19 protein-coding genes are annotated in these 22,177 nt (G+C 43.3%); 8 read left to right on the top strand and 11 right to left on the bottom strand.

All coding sequences use genetic code 11. The features are described 5' to 3' along the window. Nucleotides 1–4: 4 nt before the first annotated feature. Nucleotides 5–1,414: a PKD-like family lipoprotein gene (locus HGH92_RS03855; RefSeq protein ID WP_168869431.1), complete on the top strand. Its 1,410-nt coding sequence runs from the start codon at nt 5–7 to the stop codon at nt 1,412–1,414. Between the two features lie 12 nt (nt 1,415–1,426). Then, nucleotides 1,427–2,560: a TlpA disulfide reductase family protein gene (locus tag HGH92_RS03850; protein ID WP_168869430.1), complete on the top strand. Its 1,134-nt coding sequence runs from the start codon at nt 1,427–1,429 to the stop codon at nt 2,558–2,560. Here the strand turns inward: HGH92_RS03850 and HGH92_RS03845 are convergent. The 3 genes from HGH92_RS03845 to HGH92_RS03835 all read right to left on the bottom strand — a co-directional run bounded on the left by HGH92_RS03845 (nt 2,546) and on the right by HGH92_RS03835 (nt 4,963). After that, complete coding sequence (locus HGH92_RS03845) at nt 2,546–2,908, bottom strand: nuclear transport factor 2 family protein (RefSeq protein ID WP_168869429.1); 363 nt, start codon at nt 2,906–2,908, stop codon at nt 2,546–2,548. The genes HGH92_RS03850 and HGH92_RS03845 overlap by 15 nt on opposite strands. Nucleotides 2,909–3,182: 274 nt before the next feature. Further along, nucleotides 3,183–3,905 carry a LytR/AlgR family response regulator transcription factor gene (locus HGH92_RS03840; RefSeq protein WP_168869428.1) on the bottom strand — a complete coding sequence of 241 codons (723 nt, stop codon included), beginning with the start codon at nt 3,903–3,905 and terminating at the stop codon, nt 3,183–3,185. 41 nt (nt 3,906–3,946) lie between these two features. Beyond that, entirely contained in the window at nt 3,947–4,963 is a 1,017-nt protein-coding gene (locus HGH92_RS03835; RefSeq protein WP_168869427.1) for a sensor histidine kinase, read from the bottom strand. Nucleotides 4,964–5,208: 245 nt separating this feature from the next. Here HGH92_RS03835 and HGH92_RS03830 point away from each other — a divergent pair, with 245 nt between their 5' ends. Together HGH92_RS03830 and HGH92_RS03825 are read left to right on the top strand one after the other, a co-directional pair. Next, nucleotides 5,209–7,581: a TonB-dependent receptor gene (locus HGH92_RS03830; protein WP_168869426.1), complete on the top strand. Its 2,373-nt coding sequence runs from the start codon at nt 5,209–5,211 to the stop codon at nt 7,579–7,581. A gap of 15 nt (nt 7,582–7,596) precedes the next feature. Beyond that, nucleotides 7,597–8,418 (top strand): DUF4249 domain-containing protein, encoded by an 822-nt coding sequence (locus HGH92_RS03825; protein WP_168869425.1) that lies wholly within the window; start codon nt 7,597–7,599, stop codon nt 8,416–8,418. Nucleotides 8,419–8,456: 38 nt separating this feature from the next. Here the strand turns inward: HGH92_RS03825 and HGH92_RS03820 are convergent, their stop codons facing one another. Next, nucleotides 8,457–9,485 (bottom strand): sialidase family protein, encoded by a 1,029-nt coding sequence (locus HGH92_RS03820; RefSeq protein ID WP_168869424.1) that lies wholly within the window; start codon nt 9,483–9,485, stop codon nt 8,457–8,459. Between the two features lie 131 nt (nt 9,486–9,616). Here HGH92_RS03820 and HGH92_RS03815 point away from each other — a divergent pair, with 131 nt between their 5' ends. After that, the gene (locus HGH92_RS03815; RefSeq protein ID WP_168869423.1) at nt 9,617–10,723 is read left to right on the top strand and encodes an alpha/beta hydrolase family protein; all 1,107 of its coding nucleotides are present in this window, start codon (nt 9,617–9,619) and stop codon (nt 10,721–10,723) included. A gap of 95 nt (nt 10,724–10,818) precedes the next feature. After that, on the top strand, nt 10,819–11,247 hold the full coding sequence (locus tag HGH92_RS03810; RefSeq protein ID WP_168869422.1) for an EthD family reductase: 429 nt from the start codon (nt 10,819–10,821) through the stop codon (nt 11,245–11,247). A gap of 91 nt (nt 11,248–11,338) precedes the next feature. Here HGH92_RS03810 and HGH92_RS03805 read toward each other — a convergent pair whose 3' ends face one another. The 5 genes from HGH92_RS03805 to HGH92_RS03785 form a co-directional block, all read right to left on the bottom strand. Beyond that, complete coding sequence (locus HGH92_RS03805; RefSeq protein WP_317166406.1) at nt 11,339–11,974, bottom strand: DUF3667 domain-containing protein; 636 nt, start codon at nt 11,972–11,974, stop codon at nt 11,339–11,341. Nucleotides 11,975–12,480: 506 nt separating this feature from the next. Next, entirely contained in the window at nt 12,481–13,938 is a 1,458-nt protein-coding gene (locus HGH92_RS03800; RefSeq protein ID WP_247654823.1) for a nitrilase-related carbon-nitrogen hydrolase, read from the bottom strand. 60 nt (nt 13,939–13,998) lie between these two features. After that, the gene (locus HGH92_RS03795; protein ID WP_168869419.1) at nt 13,999–14,823 is read right to left on the bottom strand and encodes a helix-turn-helix domain-containing protein; all 825 of its coding nucleotides are present in this window, start codon (nt 14,821–14,823) and stop codon (nt 13,999–14,001) included. A gap of 165 nt (nt 14,824–14,988) precedes the next feature. After that, nucleotides 14,989–15,621 carry a response regulator gene (locus HGH92_RS03790; RefSeq protein WP_168869418.1) on the bottom strand — a complete coding sequence of 211 codons (633 nt, stop codon included), beginning with the start codon at nt 15,619–15,621 and terminating at the stop codon, nt 14,989–14,991. Next, nucleotides 15,608–17,497, bottom strand: a complete 1,890-nt coding sequence (locus HGH92_RS03785; RefSeq protein WP_168869417.1) for a tetratricopeptide repeat-containing sensor histidine kinase — start codon at nt 17,495–17,497, stop codon at nt 15,608–15,610. Before HGH92_RS03785 ends, HGH92_RS03790 begins: the two co-directional genes overlap by 14 nt. 187 nt (nt 17,498–17,684) lie before the next feature. On the opposite strand from HGH92_RS03785, the gene HGH92_RS03780 reads away from it, so the two are divergent. Then, entirely contained in the window at nt 17,685–18,689 is a 1,005-nt protein-coding gene (locus HGH92_RS03780) for a TolB family protein (protein ID WP_168869416.1), read from the top strand. Nucleotides 18,690–19,015: 326 nt separating this feature from the next. Here HGH92_RS03780 and HGH92_RS03775 read toward each other — a convergent pair whose 3' ends face one another. Both HGH92_RS03775 and HGH92_RS03770 read right to left on the bottom strand, forming a co-directional pair. Further along, nucleotides 19,016–19,444, bottom strand: coding sequence for a hypothetical protein (locus tag HGH92_RS03775; protein WP_168869415.1), 429 nt, complete (start codon nt 19,442–19,444; stop codon nt 19,016–19,018). Nucleotides 19,445–19,474: 30 nt separating this feature from the next. After that, complete coding sequence (locus tag HGH92_RS03770) at nt 19,475–20,656, bottom strand: hypothetical protein (protein ID WP_168869414.1); 1,182 nt, start codon at nt 20,654–20,656, stop codon at nt 19,475–19,477. 1,197 nt (nt 20,657–21,853) lie between these two features. On the opposite strand from HGH92_RS03770, the gene HGH92_RS03765 reads away from it, so the two are divergent. Next, the gene (locus HGH92_RS03765) at nt 21,854–22,144 is read left to right on the top strand and encodes a hypothetical protein (RefSeq protein WP_168869413.1); all 291 of its coding nucleotides are present in this window, start codon (nt 21,854–21,856) and stop codon (nt 22,142–22,144) included. Nucleotides 22,145–22,177 lie beyond the last annotated feature (33 nt).

Below are 22,177 nucleotides of genomic sequence, written 5' to 3'. Positions count from 1 at the left end.
AACTATGTATAAAGGAATAATTATCATTTTTTTATCTGCCTGCGTCATTATGGCTTGTAAAAAAGACCTGGGGAACTATAAATATACTGTACCCTCAGAGCCGGTACTTCATGGTATTGCAGACAGCACTATAGCTGCAACCGTAGGTGATTCACTGGTTATTAGCCCGCTGGTGACGCTTGCAGATGGCAATCCCTCCACGGACCTCACATTCGATTGGGACATCCTCGTTGCAGAGGAAGCCAGATCTGACCACTATACAGGTTATCCTTTAAGAATAGTGTATAATCTGAAACCGATGGTCCGCGATGCCAAGATCACCATAACGGATAAACGAAACGGAATTAAATATTTCTACAAATTTAAGATCAGCGGCGGTACCCGGTTCGCCAAAGGAGCAACTGTATTAAGTATAGATAAAGGGGTTACCCGTCTGTCATTTATACGGCCCGACAGTACGGTGAATCCCGACTTGTACCATGCATTGCACAACGATGATCTCCCGGCCAACCCGGTACAGCTGTTTGCAAAACCACTCGCATACCAGGAAAACAGTGTAGAGGACTATTGGGTGATCTGTAAAGACCCTTCAAAACAAAGCGTTATAATCGATGGCAGTACCATGCTACGTAAACGTTATTTTGGAGAACAATTCTTTAACCCTCCTGCGGCCATGGAAACGCAGGTGTTTAATGGCGCACAAGGCATACCAACGGGAATTGTCAATGGTAAACTGTACCTCAGTATCACTACTACGGCGCCTTTCGCGCCGGACTTTGGTAAATTTTCCAGCATGCAGACAGGAAACTATTACCTGGCCCCTTTCTACAGCCGGTATAATTTCTTTTTTGCATTCGACACCATACGTCATGGTTTTGTGACTTTTGACGGTGGTGGCAATTTTATGGGAAGTGATTACCAGGTGATAGGAAACGCATTTAATCCTGCTGATCTGGGCCCCGGCGTGCTGCTTTACATGCAGGCTATCCCCAGTGTATCCTATGCATATTACAGGGCGGCCGACGGAAACGTATACGAATATACATTTACCGTGCAGATGGCCAACTATGACCTGCGGACAATTCTGCCTACACGGAAACGCGTATTTAAGGGTGCTGCATTACTAACAGCCGGCAGCCGCTGGCAACGCTCCGCAGTGGATATATTTTATTTCACCTCCAATGATAAAATCTACCGGTATAATCCTGTTAACGAAGATTTACGCCCGTTGGATGCCAATTTTAATGGCAAAAAGGTGACCATGCTGAAACTGAGCACTGACGGCAATACGCTCACAGCTGGAGTAGAAGGCAGCGTTGTGGCATTGGATGTAAGTGTTGGTAAGAATGGAAGCATTACCGGTCATGTAGATGGAATCCCCGGCGCTCCGGTAGATATTGTATCAAAAAATTAAATATAAAGCGTGATGAAAAACATTTTAATACTGGCAGCTATCAGTCTGCCGTTAGCCAGCCAGGCGCAGAAAGGAACCTTTCGTATTGAAGGGAATATCGGTAAACTGAATACTCCTGCCATGGCCTATATCGATTATATGAGCGATGGCGTAGGAAAGGAAGACAGTGCCGCCGTTACAAATGGTAAATTCACCTTCAGCGGTGTCAGCTCCGGTTATTCCTACGCACGCATGGCGCTGAGCCATGATGGAGGAGGAAAACAGAAAGCCGTTTATACCGGCGACGTGATTTACTTCTATTTTGGGGCGGAAAAAATCAAGATCACCGCTGCAGATTCACTGGCGAATGCCAGCTTCACCGGTTCTAAAGTATACGATGAATTTCAGGCGTATAACGCAGCCATTGGTGGTACTATTATGGACCTGAACAAGTGGGCCAATGGGCAGGTAAGTTCGGCAACTCCTGCACAGCGGCAGGATACTGCGTTCCTTGGCCGGATCAATGCCACCTATAGGAAGCGCATGGCTGACCGGGCGAATGCGCAAATCGAATACGCAAAAAAACATCCCGACTCCTACTTCGGCATGGTGGCCTTATCAGAAGGAACCGGCACCCCCGTGGATGTGAACAGGATAGAGCCGATCTTTAACAGCATGAGTGAAAGGCTGCGTATGAGCGACCCCGGCAGGGAGCTGCAACAACGCATCCTTGCGGCCAAAACTATCTATGTAGGTGCTTCGGCGCCCAGGTTTACCCAGACCGACATAAACGGTAAACCGTTACGCCTGGATGATCTGAAAAACAAATATGTACTGGTGGAGTTTTGGGCCAGTTGGTGCAGTCCCTGCCGGGCAGAGAACCCGAACCTCACCAAACAATATGCGAAATATAAAAACCTGGGATTTGAAGTAATTGCAGTCTCATTGGACGATCATAAGGACAAATGGCTGGAGGCCATCGCTAAAGATCAGCTCCCATGGCTCCATGTATCCGATCTGAAAGGATGGAATAATGAGGTGGGACGCCAATATGGTATCCGCGCGGTACCAGCAAACTTCCTGTTGGATGAAAATAAGCATATTATTGCCATGAATCTTCGCGGGGAACAACTGAATAAAAAACTGGCAGAATTATTTGGCAACTGAGATAACCTCAATGACAAAAGCCTTTAATTCGGCCATTTTGCCATCACGGAACCGCCATACATCACAGTAGGCATAATGGACCAGGGTCCCTTTTTCATTCTTCATGCTGATTTTACCAATAGCCGTAACAAAATCGTCTTCGGCAATCAGGTTTTCGACCATGAATTTTGGCGGCTCCGCATAGGCTGTTGTCATATATTGCCGGACAGCTTCTTTCCCCTGTAATGTCCTGTCACCTACAAATGTCCATGTCGTATCGTCAGTGCAGAAAGACAGAAAACCTTCATTGTCCCCTGCAGCGACGGCTGCATTTGCCTTTTCCAGTATGGCTTTATGGTCGTGGTTCATATAGTATCCTGTTTTGATGATTGATGAAACCTATCAAAAGGCGCTCCATAAATTATCATATTATACAGCGATGTTATAGTGCCTGTTGTGGAAAATCAAGGACGGGAAAATTGTGGAGGTGATGAATTTTGCCGCAGATCAGCATGAGGCTGACCGCTTCTTTTACAAGGCATATCAGCTGAAGCCTGTCCAGGAAAGAATGGCCTGATTTACATTTCTATCATAAAAACAGCAAAGCCGCTTGAATCGCAGGATTTAAGTGGCTTTGTGTTAACTATCTTCCCACTATCTTTTTCGTTACAAATTCATTAAAAAAGAAATCCCTGTAAATACCTCCGATGGGGATTTCATTGGCTCCGATGTACACCGTGTTATTATCCACAGAATCAATATGCTTTACATTGATGACATAAGACTTGCTGACTCTCACAAACATATCTTTGGGTAATTGATCATAGATGGTTTTGATATTCATCGCCGTAATTACTTTCTGGTTTTCGCTGTGCATCACCACATAATCTTTTAAACCCTGGATAAAAAGTATATTATTGAAATAGACTTTAAAAATCCTCCGGTTTGCTTTCACAAAGAAAAAATCGTCTGCTATCTGTTCTATATTGTTATGGCCGTAATCCGCTTTGAATAATTTGGAGTAGGTGTGGGCTTTGTCGACCGCCTTCTGAAAACGTTCTAATTTTATGGGTTTTATCAGGTAGTCAATGGCGTCTACTTCGTAGCTGTCGGTAGCAAATTCAGCGTAGGCAGTGGTGAAAATCACAAATGTTTCTTTCGGAATAGTTCTGGCAAACTCAATTCCGTTGATTCCCGGCATTTGTATGTCGAGGAAAATTAATTCGACTGAATTGTTTTCTATAAAGTCTTTGGCGGTTTCGGGACTGTTGAACGAACCGATTAAATCTAAATTATCCGTTTGGTGGACCAGCATCGCTATGGCTTCCCTTGCCAGTGGTTCGTCATCTATAATGATACAGTTCATAATGTTATGCGCTTTACTATATAATGAATAGTCATTCGCTGCTAGGCAGCCCGTAGCTTGATGGTCAACGTCACGCAATACCTTTCCGGGTCATCTTCTATAAGTAAGCTATGTGTTGCCGGGAACAAAAGTTCCAGTCTCCGTTTGATATTCGTTAGTCCCAATCCGCCGGTGTTATTGGCAGATTTGAGTGCCGGCTTGGAGTTGACGCATTTAAAGAAAAGCTCGTCGTTCCGGACATCAAAATACAGATTTACATAAGATGGTTTTGTTACGTCATTGTTGTGCTTTACTGCATTTTCCACAAACGAAATAAACAACAATGGCGGAATTTGCACGCCGCTCAAACTTCCCTCTTTTGAAATCAGGAAATCAAAACTGTCCCGCCGTACTTTCTCCAGGTTTAGAAAATCTTCCAGGAAACGGATGTCCGACGTCAACAGCACCTTGTCCCTTGCACTGTCATAAAGCTGGTAGCGAAGCAGGTCGCTCAGTTTCATTAAAACCTGCGAGGCTTTCTCCGGGTCTTTCTTCGTTAGAACATTGGCGTTGTTTAGCATATTAAACAAAAAATGCGGATTGATTTGGTTTTTTAATTGTTCCAGTTCTGCAACGGTTTTTGACTGTTCCAGCTCGTAGATCAATTGTTTGTCCATCATTCCCTTCTGAAACAATTTTATGGAAGAAGAGGCGGCTAACAGCAGCGCGGTAAGGAAGGAAAAAAGAGGGATGTTCAGCCCGTTTGCTTTGTTGAAAGGATTGAAAAAATAGCCACAAACAGCCATGATAACCAGGATGCCGATCACAGACAAACAGTATTTAATGCTTCTGTTCCTGAACAAAAGCCTCGGCACCAATACATACATATTTACATAAAATAATATAATAAAGTATGCAAATACGGCTATCGGGCTGGCAATGACGGACGTGCTGTTGTATAGCACAATTGCTATAAAAGCAATAAACAGCAGATGCCGGAATATTCTGAGGTCAGGTGAGATCAGGAAACGAAACAGCACGTTTTCGCTAATAAGCTGCTGATGGCTAAAATCATTCATTTATCAAGTTGTCTGGAATAAACTTAATGTTTAAAGCACTGGTCTGATCTGCTTTTATACGAAAATGCATGCTTTTTATACGAAAGCAGAAAGTATTGCAAAAACGCCTAAGGCAGGAAATATATTTTGTAGTGCCCTTACGCTCCTTGCTATAAAAGATATCACACTTAATATAATTATAAAAAGACAGTTATCCAAAGAAATAGTTTTGTGTCCAATTACAACTGTTAAAATGTTTTTAAAGGATGAGATATAAGATCATTTCTGTACTGCTGCTTATAATCCTTTCATTTGAGGTCTATTCGCAGGAGAAAGTCACCTTGAGCGGAATTGTCACCATGAAATCGAACACCGAAACAATAATCGGTGCCAGCATTTTTATTCCGGGAGTAAAGGCCTCATCCGTCACCAATGCGTATGGCTTTTATTCCATCACCCTGCCCAAAGGGGAATATACAATCATTGTCAGCTGTATAGGATTTGAGACGATAGAAGAACATATCTCCCTTACAGCCAACATCAGGAAAAATTTTTCGCTGGCGGAGAAAAGCAAAACCCTGGATGAAGTAGTGGTGAAAAGCAGTGGCTCCGCAAATAACATCCGGAAACCGGAAATGAGTGTGAATAAGCTCTCTATCGCTACCATCAAAAAGATGCCGGCTGTTATGGGAGAAGTGGACGTTTTAAAAGCTATTCTGCAGCTGCCGGGCGTGTCTACTGCACAGGAAGGGGCAACAGGCTTTAACGTGAGGGGCGGGTCGGTGGACGGTAATCTGGTATTGTTGGATGAAGCCGTTGTTTACAATACATCACACCTGTTCGGCTTTCTGTCCGTTTTTAATGCCGATGTGATTAAAGATTTGAAATTATATAAAGGAGGCATACCTGCTAACTTCGGTGGACGTACGTCTGCTGTTTTGGATATTTATCAGAAAGAAGGCAATAACGAAGAATATCACCTGTCGGGCGGCATTGGCGTGGTTTCGAGCAGATTGTTGGCAGAAGGCCCTATTGTTAAAGAAAAGAGTTCGTTCGTGGTGGCCGGTCGCGCTTCATATGCCCATTTATTCCTGAAACTGGCAGACAAACCGAATTCTATTTCCTTTTATGATTTAAATGCCAAGCTGAACTTTAAGCTCAATGATAATAACAGGCTTTTCCTTTCAGGATATTTCGGTAAGGATAATATGGATTTCAGCAATTTTTTCAGCAACGATTATGGAAATTCATTCTTTAATCTCCGCTGGAACCATATATTTTCCGATAAATTCTTTTCCAATGCATCAGTTATTTACAGTAAGTACGATTATGGCCTGAAGATAAAATATGTTGGCATTGACTGGGCATCGGACATCCGTAATTATAATTTTAAGTATGATTTTAATCATCACCTGTCTGATAAGCTGGTCCTGAATTATGGCATCAATTCCATTTATTACCAGTTCAATCCTGGTTCCATCAAGCCTTTGGATGCTACGTCGCCTGTCAACCCCGACCAGATCGAAAAAAAATATGCCTGGGAAAATGCCTTGTATCTCAGTGCCGAACAGCAGCTCACGGACAAAATATCATTGACATATGGGCTGCGCTACAGCAATTTCCTGCGGTTGGGGGAACAGCATGTAAATAATTACGCCAATGACCAGGCGGTGGTATTCAATCCACATATGCAGATTTATGAAGAAGGAACACCTATAGGTACAACGTACTACAGTAAAAACCAGAAAATCGTTGATTTTGGAAATTTAGAACCTCGTCTGGCGGTTTCCTATGCTATCAATGACAACCAGTCCATTAAAGCGAGTTACAACCGGATGAGCCAGTATATCCATTTAATTTCCAACACAGCTTCTGTCTCCCCGCTGGATATCTGGGCGCCAAGTGATCAATTCCTGAAACCCGAAATCCTGGACCAGGTGGCATTGGGCTATTTCAGCAATTTTCGCAATGGAAAATATTCCCTGGAAACGGAGGCTTTTTTCAAGAAAATCAAAAACAAAGCAGATTACATCGATGGCGCGGAATTAATTGCCCGCAAAGCCATAGAGCAGGTACTGCTAAACGGAGAGGGCAGGGCTTATGGACTGGAGATGATGCTGAAGAAGAATACCGGCAAACTGACAGGCTGGCTTTCCTACACCCTTTCTAAAGCGGAGCAACGTACTCCGGGACGAAATGCCGAAGAGACCGGCATTAACAATGGAAAATGGTACCGCGCCAATTACGATAAAACGCATAACCTCTCCCTGACAGCCGCTTACCAACTGACGAAAAAATGGAGCTTCGGCGGGATGTTTACCTATCAGACGGGAAAAGCGGCCACCTATCCCATCGGCAAATACCAGTATCAGGGAATTACGATTGCCAACTACGGAGAACGAAATGCCAATTCGCTGCCGGCTTATCATCATTTGGATTTATCGGCCACCTACACACCAAAGCCTGACAGTAAAAAAAGATGGAAAGGGGAGTGGGTGTTCAGTATTTACAATGTTTATGGCAGAAACAACGCCGCTGCTCTTATGTTCGAGCAAAACAGGGAGACAGGGTTGAGTGAGGCAAAGAAGATATCGATTTTCGGTATCGTGCCCGGTGTGACCTATAATTTCAAATTTTAATGCCAATAGTATCAAATGAAAAATATTCTTAAATACCTGGTTGTTGTATGTGTATTTTTTCTGCTGTCCTGCACAAAGGTGATTGACGTGGATTTGGAGACAGCAGCGCCGAAACTGGTCATTGACGCGTCAATTGATTGGATAAAGGGTACGACAGGGCATGAGCAGAAAATCAGGCTCTCCACCACCACCGGATATTACAGTACAACATTTCCAACGGTGTCCGGAGCGGATATCGTTATTACAAATTCGGAAAATGCTGTCTTTAGTTTTGTAGAAAATCCCGGTACGGGAGAATATATCTGCTCCGATTTCCACCCGGTTATCGGGGAGACTTATGCATTAAAAGTAGTTTTAAATGCAGAAGTTTACACCGCCACTGAGACCTGTATTGGTGTTCCGGACATTGAAAATAATATCGAACAAAACGACAAAGGCGGATTCGGTGGTGATGAAGTGGAAATAAAATATACGTACCAGGATAATGGCAATGAGGCAAATTATTATCTGCACCGTATTCTGTCACCTGTATCAGTGTATCCGGACTACAAAGCGAAAGATGACGAAAACAGCCAGGGCAAAATGATGCAGGAATATTTCTCTGACAAGGACCTGAAGGCCGGAGATAAGATAAACATCCGGTTGTATGGCATCTCCAGGAGATACTATGATTATTTCAGGAAATTGTTGGCTGCGTCCGGGGCCGGCAGTGGCCCGTTTCAGGCAACGCCAGGGTCGGTGAGAGGAAATATCATCAACCAGACCCATTTCGAAAACTTTGCTTACGGATATTTCAGGTTATCGGAAGTGGACGTAAAAGATTATACGGTACAATAATAAACAGCTCATAGTCATTTCCTGCGCTGTTTCCTGGCTTATTGCTCCTGCAGCACCACATGCTTGATATTTTTCCGGTCGTAGGTATAGGTAATATGCACCTGTCCATCGCGGGTTTGTATAATGGCTGGATAGCTGAATTCCTCAGTGGTCCCATCTTCCAGTACCAAGATATCTTTCCATTGCACACCGTCGCGGGAAGCCGCCACGCGCAGGCGGGAGCGGCCATTAAACCAATCCTTGCCCGGCAGGTCAGGATTATAGACAATCAGTTGCAAGCCACTTTTTAATGTCACCGCATCCGTGCCTGAGTTGGGATTAGGCAGGGATGTTTCGCTTAAAGATGACCAGGTGGCTCCATTATCTGCTGACCATGATTGTACAACCTTTCCTTGTTTACTCCTGCACAGCAGCTGCAACTTCCCTTTATCGTAGCGCAGTATGCTCGGCTGTATCACATCCAGTGCAGAACCGGTATCTATGGGGATGATCTTCCAGTGGCGAAAATGAACATCTGTCTGTTCTATCTGGATTCTCCAGTGGCCTCCTTCCTCTTCCACACTGGACGGGCATAGCACCTTATCTCCCAATACCAAAGCCTTGTTTTTCACGGGCCCGATTACGTTGTCAGGCAGGCGTGTAGCGGCCGACCAGCTACGGCCGTTGTCCGCTGACGTTTTCATCATTCCCCACCATTCGCGTGGATTGGGCCCTATCTTGTAAAATAGCACCAGCTTGTTCTTCAACGGCAGCAAAACCGGATTCCAGCACGGATAACGGACCGTATCGTGTAAAATGCCGGTAGCTACAACGCCTGGAGAAACACTGCCATGTGCCGGGATTAACCCTTCCCAGATCACCACGTCCTTCGCGCCTTCGTGCGTTCCTCCGAAGCAGGCGATATGCAGGCCCCCGCCGGCATCTTCCGCAAGCGTAGAAGCGTGACAGTTATTAAAAGGAGGGTCCTTAAAGAGTAACTCCTGCTTCACTATACGCCAGTGGGACTGCCCCCTTGCCGGAAAAACTCCTGCAAGCAGATATAATAAAACGAATGTGCATATTTTCATATCCGCCAAAGATTAAACAAAAATTCCAAAATTGCCACTCAGTAGCTTATAACCAGACTAATTATTTATATTTATAGGGATTGACATCAGTTTTTTCAACATGATCTATGGTCAGTTAAAGAAAAACCCGTATGAAATATTTTGCTGTAGCTTTTTTGATGATAGTAATTGGCTGTTCACAAGAAAAGAAGACATCGGTGTCTTATGATGCCGGGGTTACGTTTGTTCATACCAGCGATACATCAAGAATATTTAAGCCAGGAACTGATGTAACAGACGCTCTGCATCACAGGCCCATCGATTTGGATATCTGGTATCCTGCATATCACGCTGAGGCAGATACGCAACTCCTGGTCAGAGACTTATTTAGGTTGCTGGAAACCAGGGCAAATTATTATTCCGGGTCTAAAGTCGGTGACGGAATATCCGGCCAGTTCGCTCAGTTTTTCTGTACTACATTTAAGTGTGCTGATTCAACAAGTCTTCTCCGGTTCAAAACCAATAGTTTCAAAAATGCTGCAGCCGCCTCGGGGAGGTTTCCTATAGTGGTCTACATGACCGCTTTTAATGGAATGAGCTATGAGAATTTTTCAATGTTTGAATCTTTGGCCCAAAAGGGGTTTATTGTAGTGTCAATAAGTTCAATTGGCCGTTTCCCCGGTGATATGACTACAAAAAAAGAAGATCTGATGGAGCAGGTCTATGATGCCGTAGCAGCGGTAAAGGAACTGAAAAAAAATCCCAATGCCGATACCAACAGCATTGCCATAGTCGGTTATAGCTGGGGTGGGCTGTCAGGCGCAATTTTAGCAGGAAAACTGCCGAAGGTGAAGTGCATGGTTTCTCTGGAAGGATCGGAGTTTCATCACTATGGAAATGAGGATATGGACTTTGAAGCGATAAAAAATAGTGATGATTTTAAAAACCTTCAATTTTCCATTCCGTATTTAAGGATGGAAAGCTCGCCGTCAAATGGGTCTGGGAAAAAGGATTCAGTTTATGATTTTGTGTCAGACCATGTTAAAGAAGCTCATATTTTCACGATTGACTCTATCCAACATGAGGATTTTGATTGTTTTTCCCTGGTTGTAAAAAAGGCGGGCAATTGCCCTGTTAATCAGCGTTATCATTCAGCTTTACAGTTAACAGTCGGTTTTTTAGAGACCGAACTGAAAGGGAAAGATAATTTCCTTCCTGCCGTTGATGCGCTGATGAATAAAACGATAAGGAAAAAGTAAGGAGCTTTGGCGATATGTATTTTTGATTTTTCTGTGGGCTACATCAACGAAAGTAATTGACAATTTAAATACTAGACAACTTAAAATTGCGGATCATGAAGTTTAAACTTATTCTATCATTTTTGCTTTTGACCACTTGTTTTGCAGCATTTAGCCAGGCAAAGCCATCTGAGAAATCTAAAACCCACAACATGACTGCTAATGAAAAAGGCCTGATTAAGGTGTCCATCCTGTACCCTTATGCTGAAGGTAAAACCTTTAATATGGAGTACTATGAAACTAAGCACATGCCCATGGTAGCGGGTTTTTTAGGGGCAAATCTGGTTAAATACACTATTGAAAAGGGACTTTCCGCCGGTGCTCCTGACCAGCCATTACCTTTTATGGCCATTGGTACTTTTTATGTAAAAAGTTTAAGTGAGTATCGGGCGGCTATTGCTCCAAATATAGATGCGATCCGTGCGGATTTTGCCAACTATACCAATGCCATTCCTGAGATTTTTGTGAGTGAAGTGGTAAAATAAGGCAGGCTTTTATCAAAACTCACCAGGGGTAGTCCGAAAAAAGATAGTTCGTCTTTACGAAACAATGCCAACTGAAAGCCCCCTCGGGCTTTCAGTCATTGAACCTATCTATTGTCCACGCCAATAATTCTACTGCTAACCAGAACGATCCCATGCCTAATATATAACCCACCAGTGACAAAACATATCCCTTTATCTTCTTTCCACCCAATATCTGGCCAATAGCCCACATGCTGTATAACAGCGATACCACTTCCGATGTCAGCTTCATATTTTTTCCGCTGATTCCCTGCACCATTGCAAACAACGTATATATCAACATCCCCGTGCCAATCACGAAACATAACATGATTAATACCTCATAATAATTGTACGCGCTTTTGCGCATAAACAATTTCAGCCAGGCGCCGATAAAAAGGCCCATGATGATATTGGCATAGCCGTAATGCCCTTCTATCCATGTGGTAAGGGCTGCAAAGGTTTCGTGCCGTATAGACCCGTCTACGTAATGGTCATGCTCGATATGAAAGAAATGGGTAACCAGCGTATACAGCAGCGAACATATGACAAGGAAAAGGACTGGTTTCACCAGCCGGCTCCTGTCTTCTGTAAGGAACCTCCTGATATTTATTCCGGGGCGGACCAACAGCTCTCTGATCGTATACAATATTCCCTTCTCAAAATGCAGCACGTGCTGCACCTCATGAATGATATAATGGCTATCCACTCGCTTCAATGCTACCGGATAGCCGCAGTGTCCACAATACTTATCAGCAACAGCCGCATTACATGATTTGCAATTCATCGTAGAAAATTATTTAGCTGAAGCTGCTGCACGGGATTGCAGCTCTTTTTTAATAGCTTTCAGCTGTTGAAATAAAGGGAAAAAGACCAGCGACAATGAAAACATCGGGGCTATATACACCACCTTCTTTTCTTTAATCATCAAAACACATACGATCGTTATGATGCACAGTACCAGGAATCCTGCTAGTATTCCCTGAATCCTGCTTTTTCTTTTCAGCAGATCTTTAGTGTCAGTACTTGATAGGTTCATATTTTGATTTTCACCAAAAATCCTGACTTTTTTCCTTTAAAACCCTACACTTGAGTGTAAATCTATGGCGATTTTAATGCTTATAATGAAAAATAACTCCCGGCCATGCGGTGTTGACAACCCACACAATTGATGAAGTGATTCAGATGGTATGAGGGGGCACGTTCGCGTTACCACTATCTCTCTGATCTGGCAATTGGATAACCCAACAATAGAAGGCTTACCAGGGCTGCAATGGCGTTTAGTAAACTGAACCAATCCCCCCATTTGTTGTACAATGTGGCATGATGCTGGATATTAACATTGCCTGACAACAAGGCGGGCGTGCCATTGTCGCTATTGGCTTCATACAAAACCCTGCCGCAGTAGTCATTGATAGTCAGTCTGCCGTGCCTGGCATTTCTCGCCATGCCATAACCGCCTTCCACGCATCTCATTATTGCCATCCGGCTGTGCAGCCAGCCATCCCGCTCAAAGTCCCAGGCCGGCACATATAAAACATTACAGTTTGAGCTGCCGTACCTGCTGATATCTTGCTGAAAATCCATGTCTTTACAAATAGCCACCCCTTCTGTGCCACCGTTCCTGAGAAACAAACCGGGTTCCTTTCCTGGTTTCAGGCTGTCCAGGAGTTCTCCTGCAAATAGATGTACTTTTTGATAATCTGCCAGCAAAGTTCCATCCTCCCCGATCACCCAGGCCCTGTTTTCGTAATAGTCTCCTTTTTGCAGTGTCACACAGGCTACGATGCCTATTTGATGTGCTATGGCCGTATCTTTAAACTGCCGGATAAAACCCGCCCGGCGATTGTCTCTTACGGTAAACATTTTTTCAGGAAACACCACCATCTTTGCCCCCTGCTTTACTAATTCCCCTACGCGGCGCAGGTAGAGGTTGGCCAGGTACATATCTCTGTCTTCTCCTTTTGTATCCTGCTGGTGATAGGCCTGTTTATCAATGGTAACCATACCTATCCGTAATGATTGAGTAGCAGGAGACATGTGATTCAAACGCACCACTCCCCACACGATTACCGCTGAAAGAATACTCAAGGTTACCAGGGAAAGTGTCCGGATAGACTGGTTTCGCTGATACCGATAGATAATGAGCGCGACCGCTGTCGGGAAAAAAGTAACAAGGAAGGTGATCCCTTGTATGCCTGTCAAAGCAGCTACCTGTACTACTGGTAAAAAATCGCATTGCGTATAGGCAATACTGCCCGCCGTTCCATCCCTGCTGGTAAGGAAGGAGATATATTCCATCGTGGTAACCAAAACAGGGAGCACAAATACAGCGGACCAATGCCGATAGGTGAGCGTTAGTTTTCTTGCAGCAATCACCTGTAAGGCAAAAATCAGCGGAAATAGCAGGGTAAACATAACCGCCAGGGGTAACGGCATAACACTTTGTAAATAAGGCAGCCAGCTAAGCCTACCTATTAAGTAACCCGTAAAAGCGATTAAAAATGCCCATTTGCTGTTAACTCGTAAAGAAAAATACAGTATAGGAACCGGCGCCACCCATAATAACCACCAAATGTGTGCAGACAGGCTAAAGGATAAATACCAGCAAATTCCCGCAAAAAGCACTCCTGCGGCTAACAGTGCTTTCGAAACCGGTTTTAAGTCCGACATGATATGAATTTAGTATTATTGTCAAAGCTATGCGGTTTTTCCGGTGTAGAATTGTATATTTTAGACAGGTTGGTGCTTTATGAGAAAATCCGCTACTCTGTTATTCTCCTTTTTAAACTGACTGGGAGTAGTGCCGGTAAACAACCGGAACTCACGAATAAAATGCGCCTGGTCAAAGTAATTGCATACATGACAGACATCCGTTAAGGTTTGGGTAGTTCGCATATACCTGACCGCCTTATTGAAACGCAATACTCTATGGTAATGCTTAGGGGTATAGCCGACATTCTTCAGGAAAACCCGCTCCAGTTTTTTATAGTACCAACCTGTTTGCCGGCAGATAGTGTCAATGGATATATCATCCGGGGTGTTTCGCAGTATGTCTATGGAATGGTTAACCACCTGCAGGTCCGTTGGTGTATTTTTTAGTTCGGTTTTCAGTAAAGTATCCAGTAGTTGTATCCGCTTATCATCAGTCGAATAGTCTGACAACTGGGTTTCCAGTCCTTTTACTGCTTTTCCCAATAGCAGCTCCGCCGGTAACAGGGTATTTAATAAATCAGCCATTGGCATATTGGTAAATGCTGTCATGCCTCCTGGCTTAAAACGAACGCCTAGTATGCTGGTTTCTCCCTTACCTTTTACATAAAAAATCTGGTTGCGCTGTCCCATAATTACCGGCCCATGCTGACGGATACCCTGCGGATTGTCAGCAGTGATCAACCAATCTGCCGGCAAACCAAAATTAAAGATTAACTCCACACGGCCTCCGGGTATTAAGCGGTCAGGTACATCCATGGTCCTGGCCGGTGCATGTAGCACCCAGTAGCATTCTATAAAGTCCGCCAGTTGCATGGATGGATAATATTGCCGGTAATGGTTCATGTATGGATTAAAATCAGATGTTATGGTTTATAAATCCTGATCCCTCAGCACTCCGCTGATCTAATATACAATAATCCTGTGGTACTTGTCAGGGTAGCCTGTCTCTGATATACTTTTTCATTACCAAACAAACGACTGATTGAACATTAAAGCAGCTTTAAACCACTACAAGAGGCCCGCTTCTACGGCTTTCTTAATCAGTGCCGCAGCATTGCCCACGTTGAATTTCTGCATTAAATTCCTCCGGTGCGTATCTACCGTTTGGGTACTGATGCTCAGTTGATCAGCAATAGCATGGGTAGTGATACCTGTGCCCACCAATTGTAATATTTCACGCTCCCGGGTAGTGAGCCGGGGATACGATTTACGGGAATGACCTGGTGAAAAAATAATTTGTTGCAGCGCCGGATGCATAGTGAAACGGTTGTCTATCACCTGGAAGATGGCTTCCACCAGTTCCTGCCTGGATATATTCTTTAGCAGGTAGCCGTCAGCCCCGCTGTCCAGCATTTCCAGTATCACACTTTTTTCGGTGTGATTGGTAAGGGCAATGACTTTGATATCGGCATATTTACTTTTTACGAGACGACAAAAGTCATGTCCCGACATTGCCGGCAAACTGATGTCCAATAGTACAAGGTCCGTATCCTGTTTCTCCAGGAACAGCAACGCTTCTTCCGCACCGGGAAAGACGCCGGTTAACTGTATGCCTTCAGTTCTGCTTAAAATACTGTTGAGTCCTTCCGCAACAATGACATGATCCTCCACAATAATTACCGAAATACTACTTGTTTTCATCTACATGTAATTCAATATTGATAATGGTGCCTTTGCCTACCGACGACCTACATTCCATTTTACCTTTCAAAAATTCCACCCGGTTTTGGATATTGTCCAGGCCAATACCCCGCTTGCCGGCGGCTACTGCCGTATCCATCCCTTTGCCATTGTCCTCCACCGTAATATAAACGACAGGCCCCTCTTGGCTGCATTGCACTAGCGCCTCAGTGGCTTCGGCATGTTTGATTACATTGGTCAGCAGCTCTTGGATGATGCGATAAATGATGATTTGGGTTGGCTTTGGGATATCCGTACGGAGGTTGATAGCACTAAAATCGACCTGCAGGTTTTCGCCGGACAAAGACCCACAGAGGTCTGTGATAGCAGTTTCCAGCCCTGAGCGAAGGAGTGCCTCCGGCATCATGTTACGGGCAATACGCCGTAACTCCGACACTGAATCATCCAGCTGTACAATCACCTTCTTCATTTCGGCGACAGGGTTGTCCCGCAAAGCATTCGTAAGGTTCAATTTTACCGCTGCCAGTGTTCCCCCCAAACCATCATGCAGATCGCGGGCCATCCTGGAACGCTCTTTTTCTTCTCCCTGCAGCAAGGCCTGGGTTAAAGCCGTGCGCTGCTGCTGTTGCAGGGATTGTACCGCCTGTTCGGCCCTTAATTTTTTTGTCTTATAGAAATATATAAAAAACAGCAAAACAGGTATCAGTACAAGCACAACACCCCAGATAATCATTTGTTGTGTTTTGGCATGGCCACGGATCACCAGTAGTTCCTTTTCCTTTTGTGCCAGATTATACTTTGTTTCCAATCCCGCTATCTGTATTCTGGTGGTGGTTTCATTCAGGCTGTCTGAAATAGCCACATACTTTTTCAACCATTGATAGGCATCCGCCGGGTGGCTCAATTCCGCCTCCAACCCGGAGAGATCATGATAGAGCTGTCGCCGGTCTGCCGCAGTAAAGTTATATTCCCGGTACATCTTCAATAAAATATCCCTTGCTGCGGCGATATGGTGCAAGTTTTCCATCAGCCGGGCTTTCTGATAAAGCAGTATCTGGGCATAATGACGGTTGTTCAATTTCTCCGTAGCTGCCAGCCCTTCATCGATATTAAATGTTGCCTGTTTAAAATCATTTGTATTGATAAAATACTGGGCATTGATACTGTAATAATAAGGGGCATACAGTGATCCAGGATTAGCCATCACATAAGCATGGGCGCTATCCAGGCAGTTCCGGGCCTGCTGATATGCCTGTTGCTCAATATAAATTTTAGCAAGATTGGTAAAATTATCAATCTGCCGGGGCTCGCCTGCCTGGTTGCGCTGATAGATACGAATTGATTGCATGCTATAGAGGATGGCTTTTGCATGATTACCCGCATTCAGAAAAGAAATGGCCAGGTTCGTATATCCTCTGGCCATGGCAGCGCTGTCACCCGATTTCATGGCCAGGGGGATTGCTTTATTCAGGATGATGTCTGTAAATTTCCGGTCATCACTTTCGCCCTGTGCAATCACCCCCAGATTGGCCCAGGCACGGCTTTGGTAGTGCCACGACAAAGGCGTTTCTCTTTTCTCCAGCAAGGAAATGGCTTTATTAAAAGCAGCAGCGCCACGCTGCGGGTCATCATCCATGTACAACCGACCAAGGTAAAAATAGCCCAACCCGGTATAGAACGGGTCATCTCCCGCCAATCGCAACCCCTGCTGATGGTAGGTTAACGCCAATGCGGTATCACTGCCGGCAATACTGTCTCCCGCCATAAATAGAGCCCGTGCCCTGGCTGTATCCACCATGATGCGTTGCTGCGCAATAGCTTCAAACGATACCAGCATCGTCCATAGTAACAATATTCCACCTCTTACTGCGTACATCCGAATGGTTTTAAAAATCATGGATAAAAGTCCGCTTTTCTTTTCGGGGAAAACATCACTGTTTTCCCTAAGTTTTTCTACCGGTTTTTATGGAGCTGAGAATGAATATTTTCTCCAATTGTCTGCCATTCCATTTATCAGGAATTTAGCAGCATACTTTTTACCTAACATACAGTATGTAAAAGATATGAAAAAAGTTCTTATTTGGTTAGCACCCCTTTTGATAGCGGCCTCCTTTTCCTGTAAAAAAAGTGATGGCAATAATGGCGTCGGCGGTACCGGTAAAGGCACCGGAAGTATCTATTTCCACGACACCAATGAAGGAATATTTAAAATGGATGTAAGAACAGGTAAGAAAACCCAGGTACTTCCCTATGATGTGAGCCGGTATTATTGGGATGTTAGTCGCGATGGGAAAAAAATACTGGAAACATCTGATCCGGACGATCCCAATAACCGGAACTACGATTTATACAAAATTAGAGACGCTAATAGTGGCGCCGTACTCTCCTCTTTCAAATGGTACAGCGGCTACGCCAATGCTACCCGTCCCATCTTTTCTCCTGATGGCGCTATGATTGCCATTACAGCTCCTTACAATGGGAAAATATTTATCGTAGATACCCAGGGAAACGCCCTGTACAACATATACGCCACCTCCGGGAGTTTCACCGGCAATCTGCAGTGGATGCCTGATAATACATTGCTCTTCACTATTAACAAAACCCTGTACAGGAGCAACACCACCTTTTCCGACTTTCGCAGGATTGCCTCTTTCAATAATTTCAATATGATTAGCCAACTGGCAGCGAACAATGCGGGTACCAGCCTGGTATTTATGGGCGCTATGCCCGGCGACGACAATGCCCATCTCTGGATGATCAACGCCGATGGCTCCGGGCTGAAGCAGATTACCCAGGGTAATGAAACAGAAGGCGCTCCCGCCTTTTCACCCGATGGCGCCTTGCTGGCTTTCGGCTCCGACCTGATACAATCCGTGGGAGTACCCTGGACCATCGGCGGCTCAGGACAGGGCATCGCACTGGGCAGCAGCGTATGGGGAATTTCTATTATGCCTGCCGACGGGAATGCCTATAATGTAGAAAACAATAATGCAGTATTTCACTTTCCGCAACAAGGAAAAAGAAACAACCGGGTGCCGGCAGACAGCGATCCTATGGAATGGCGATAGGACTATTATATGACGCTAATCCCCAATGGCCTGGTTTTATCTCTAAAATGCCGGGAGGTCAAAATGCTGCGTAGAATCTGCGGCTTTAATTGAGTAAAAAAGAGCGTAAATGAATAAAGCCTGCGCTGGTCGCAGGCTTTGAAATTTCTAGTGGTCCGGCTCCTCCTTTGAATACCTTCTACATAATTTTTTTGTTATCCACATTTTTTCATCCCAAATTCATATTTTAAAAAACTACTGAACTAGTAACTTAGCATATCTATCGGGTTTTTAGGACCCACCGGTTTTTTTAATAAAAAACACCTGATTAGATACTTATTTTTAGCCTATTTATCAGGATTCCATGCCTCTGGTTTCTCATTCTTAGGTTTAGGAGGAGGAGTCACTACTGTATCGGAAACCGGAGTATCATTCTTAACCTTATCAGAAGTCTCTCTGGCTTTACCCATCACTCCTGCACCAGGATCAACTACCGTCGAAGGATTAGCCATCGATGTTTCCACGCTGTTACCACATTGGTTAATATCAGCCGTCACTGATTTGATGAAGTTGAATACTATATTGGATTGTGGAGAAGTTTCTCTCACGATTTTCGGATCTTGTTGAACTGGTTGTTCTGGTTTAAACGGATCGTGAGGAGCGACACTGACTGATTCATTTTCTTTTTTTGGTATGAATCCAGAAAGTTGCTCTTCTGCTGTACTTCCCCCACCAGATAAACTGCGGGCAAAATTGAAAATATCTTGAAATGCCATATTGTTGTATTTAGATAAGTTATATTAATTTTACAAATTATGAGGACGCTCTGTTCCAAATTTTTGATTAGCATCTCTATAAAGCGGCTTAGTGTCAAAAATAGCATGGACTACATCCAGAACTGATACTGTTTCTGCCATTCCTTTTGCTCTGTATAATTTACTTGACTCTACAAGCTGCAAATAAGATATATTAACAGGAATTACTTTAGACGGAGTTAAATAATTAGTACTTGCAAGTGGCGGTCCATTCCCATCCGCAATAGGAAGAACTAAGTCGTCATAATTCAATGCAATATATCCACCAAACGTAATGGGTATTTCATAGGTAAATTGCTTCACCTGACGCCTTTGTGTTGCTGTGGTTTCAACGCGGGAGTTGGGAGAAATACTACCTGAAACATTAGAACTTGAATTCCATGATGTTGTTACTGTACCAGAAATTGTGCCCGTCAAAGAAAGCCCTAGTTCTGCATGTAACTCTCCACGACCGATAGCAGTACCTGTTCCTGTGAAACTTACCATGTTTGAATTGGTGGAAGCAATATCCGTTTTTGTAGTAACTTCCGATTTACTTTCAGCACCAGATTCATCTTCAGTACCTATATCGTCTTTATGATTATGATCATGATGGTTTTGTTTGGTAACATTGCCGGTAAGATTTTGTAGGCTATTAGTCAAACTCTCTGTCAAAATCGTCTGTATAGTCTGTGAAATTTGTCCTTGAAGTTCCCCGGCAACCAATCCGCCAAAAGTAGCACTTCCCGTAGTTGATAAAGTCCAGGAGATGGTATTTTCTATAGTAAATTCAATAGTGTCGGAAAACTGACGTACCTCAGCAGATCTATTGTCATAGGTCCTGGTAGATATTACGTCCGCAACGGGTGGAATGATATTCGACCTTTCTTCAAATAAGGGGGCTCCAATTTCGAAAAATCCGATCCATCCTCTTTGTGCAGCGTTCGGATCAGGGAAATTACCAAATTTCTGATCGTTTATAGAAACCCCTACTGGCCATAACGGGATTTGTTGATTTTTACTATCCAGCACAGGTACTCCTTTTTGATCTACTTTAACCCTTTTTAATTCAGGTACTTTTTTATTCAAAAAATCCTGAATTAAGTTAGGTGTTATTCCTAACTCTTCCATGTTTTCAACTGTGATGATGCGGCGTTTCGCGGCATCCACAGTGTAAGTGGTGATTTGTGGCATATTTTGAGATTATATTTGATGTTATTATGTTGCTTTCTTACAACAATAGTCCGGTGGTTTTTTAAACTAAGAATTTGGGATGAAAAGATGTGGGTAACAAAAAAGTTGTACAAAATATATTCAAAGAAGGAGAAAGAGCATGAAAAAGGGGCATGATTTGGTATGAAACAAAAGAGAACCGTCTTTAATAAATCGATAGGATTTATCAGCACAAGTATGGATCAAATAATTGGAATGACCCAACCTCAGAAGACATTTCTTACATGGCTTTTTGAAAAATGAGGAATGCTTCGGGCGGATCATCATTTATTAAACCTGTTCCGCTGTAGTGAGGTCATTATTGCGAAAAGAATATTCGTGGGTAATTTAGCCGGAAAATAAACTTCCCGGGATTGTTTGATAGCGCGTTTCTTAGTCTGGTGCATGATAAACCAGCAAACGGCGTCATGACTAATGACATTTTAAATCTTTTCATAAGGATTAACATTTTAGGAGCTAAAGAATAAAAAATTTAATCAATGCTACTGGATTAAATCGATGTTGAAAGTATTCTTATCTGGTATTCATCCGTATAACTTTTTTTAAGGCATAACAGGTTTACATTAAGTATTAACGGCGCTAAAAGCCGGATCAATATGAAAAGATCATAATGACTTCCGGTTGTTCTTTGGAGATTATCACTGTTAATAATTGAAGTATCAATATACAGTACACTTAGGGCTTAACAGGCATTACAAACCAGTCTTAACAACAATTATATTATTTTTGAGTTAACTGCTCTATGAGGTTCTTTGGGGATCTCAATTGATGCTGTATCTCCTGATTTTATTTCTTATTTCAGATACAATCTATATCAACCGTTGTTATATGGAGTAAACCTCAACAGCCGTAACTCAGTACATTTCTTAGATACGACAATTGGATTTCTTTAATGGACTTATTGAATGGTTAATACAAACTGGTTTACAAACTAAAAGAAACTGAGCTATAAAAAACTTTTTTGTCCAATCAAATGAAGCTGCTTTTTCCAGGTTATTTCAAGTTGATCAATATGAATATAGGATTTATTTATTGAAGTTGACAATTTTTTTTTGACAAAAATTTTTTAAAATGAATAGCAATATAAAATATTCCGATTTTCAAAAAAACAAACTTAAAATAGTGTGACTTAGAGGTCATCCAGGATAATGATTTGAATTGCAAATAAGAGTTAGAGGCGTCTGCTATCTTCATTTTTTAGCTGCAGCTACGGCTGGCATGAGAAGCGCTATTGCCCCTATTTTCCAGGCAGCCGCCACATCAAACATTACCACCGATCCTTTTCTTCAAACTGCAAACAAATGCAGTACGAAAATTGATGACAATCCATTTCTTCAAGCCGCAAACAAAGATGCCGTGAAGCAATCTCCACCCCCTGATATTGCTAAAAAGAAAGCAACCGAGAAAAACTGCCTGCTAAAAATAACAGACAAAAACACCAAGAAATAAAGGACAATTAGAACAAGAGTTTAAAACTTAGGC

This window comes from Chitinophaga varians (assembly GCF_012641275.1).
GTDB lineage: Bacteria > Bacteroidota > Bacteroidia > Chitinophagales > Chitinophagaceae > Chitinophaga > Chitinophaga varians_A.
The sequence above is the reverse complement of the archived record's forward strand: the minus strand, read 5'-3'. Positions and strand labels throughout refer to the sequence as shown.

What these genes read in the sequence shown, in the direction of transcription:
- HGH92_RS03855 (WP_168869431.1), top strand. Translation starts at nt 5, where the DNA reads ATGTATAAAGGAATAATTATCATTTTTTTATCTGCCTGCGTCATTATG.
- HGH92_RS03850 (WP_168869430.1), top strand. Translation starts at nt 1,427, where the DNA reads ATGAAAAACATTTTAATACTGGCAGCTATCAGTCTGCCGTTAGCCAGC.
- HGH92_RS03845 (WP_168869429.1), bottom strand. Translation starts at nt 2,908, where the DNA reads ATGAACCACGACCATAAAGCCATACTGGAAAAGGCAAATGCAGCCGTC.
- HGH92_RS03840 (WP_168869428.1), bottom strand. Translation starts at nt 3,905, where the DNA reads ATGAACTGTATCATTATAGATGACGAACCACTGGCAAGGGAAGCCATA.
- HGH92_RS03835 (WP_168869427.1), bottom strand. Translation starts at nt 4,963, where the DNA reads ATGAATGATTTTAGCCATCAGCAGCTTATTAGCGAAAACGTGCTGTTT.
- HGH92_RS03830 (WP_168869426.1), top strand. Translation starts at nt 5,209, where the DNA reads ATGAGATATAAGATCATTTCTGTACTGCTGCTTATAATCCTTTCATTT.
- HGH92_RS03825 (WP_168869425.1), top strand. Translation starts at nt 7,597, where the DNA reads ATGAAAAATATTCTTAAATACCTGGTTGTTGTATGTGTATTTTTTCTG.
- HGH92_RS03820 (WP_168869424.1), bottom strand. Translation starts at nt 9,485, where the DNA reads ATGAAAATATGCACATTCGTTTTATTATATCTGCTTGCAGGAGTTTTT.
- HGH92_RS03815 (WP_168869423.1), top strand. Translation starts at nt 9,617, where the DNA reads ATGAAATATTTTGCTGTAGCTTTTTTGATGATAGTAATTGGCTGTTCA.
- HGH92_RS03810 (WP_168869422.1), top strand. Translation starts at nt 10,819, where the DNA reads ATGAAGTTTAAACTTATTCTATCATTTTTGCTTTTGACCACTTGTTTT.
- HGH92_RS03800 (WP_247654823.1), bottom strand. Translation starts at nt 13,938, where the DNA reads ATGTCGGACTTAAAACCGGTTTCGAAAGCACTGTTAGCCGCAGGAGTG.
- HGH92_RS03795 (WP_168869419.1), bottom strand. Translation starts at nt 14,823, where the DNA reads ATGAACCATTACCGGCAATATTATCCATCCATGCAACTGGCGGACTTT.
- HGH92_RS03790 (WP_168869418.1), bottom strand. Translation starts at nt 15,621, where the DNA reads ATGAAAACAAGTAGTATTTCGGTAATTATTGTGGAGGATCATGTCATT.
- HGH92_RS03785 (WP_168869417.1), bottom strand. Translation starts at nt 17,497, where the DNA reads ATGTACGCAGTAAGAGGTGGAATATTGTTACTATGGACGATGCTGGTA.
- HGH92_RS03780 (WP_168869416.1), top strand. Translation starts at nt 17,685, where the DNA reads ATGAAAAAAGTTCTTATTTGGTTAGCACCCCTTTTGATAGCGGCCTCC.
- HGH92_RS03775 (WP_168869415.1), bottom strand. Translation starts at nt 19,444, where the DNA reads ATGGCATTTCAAGATATTTTCAATTTTGCCCGCAGTTTATCTGGTGGG.
- HGH92_RS03770 (WP_168869414.1), bottom strand. Translation starts at nt 20,656, where the DNA reads ATGCCACAAATCACCACTTACACTGTGGATGCCGCGAAACGCCGCATC.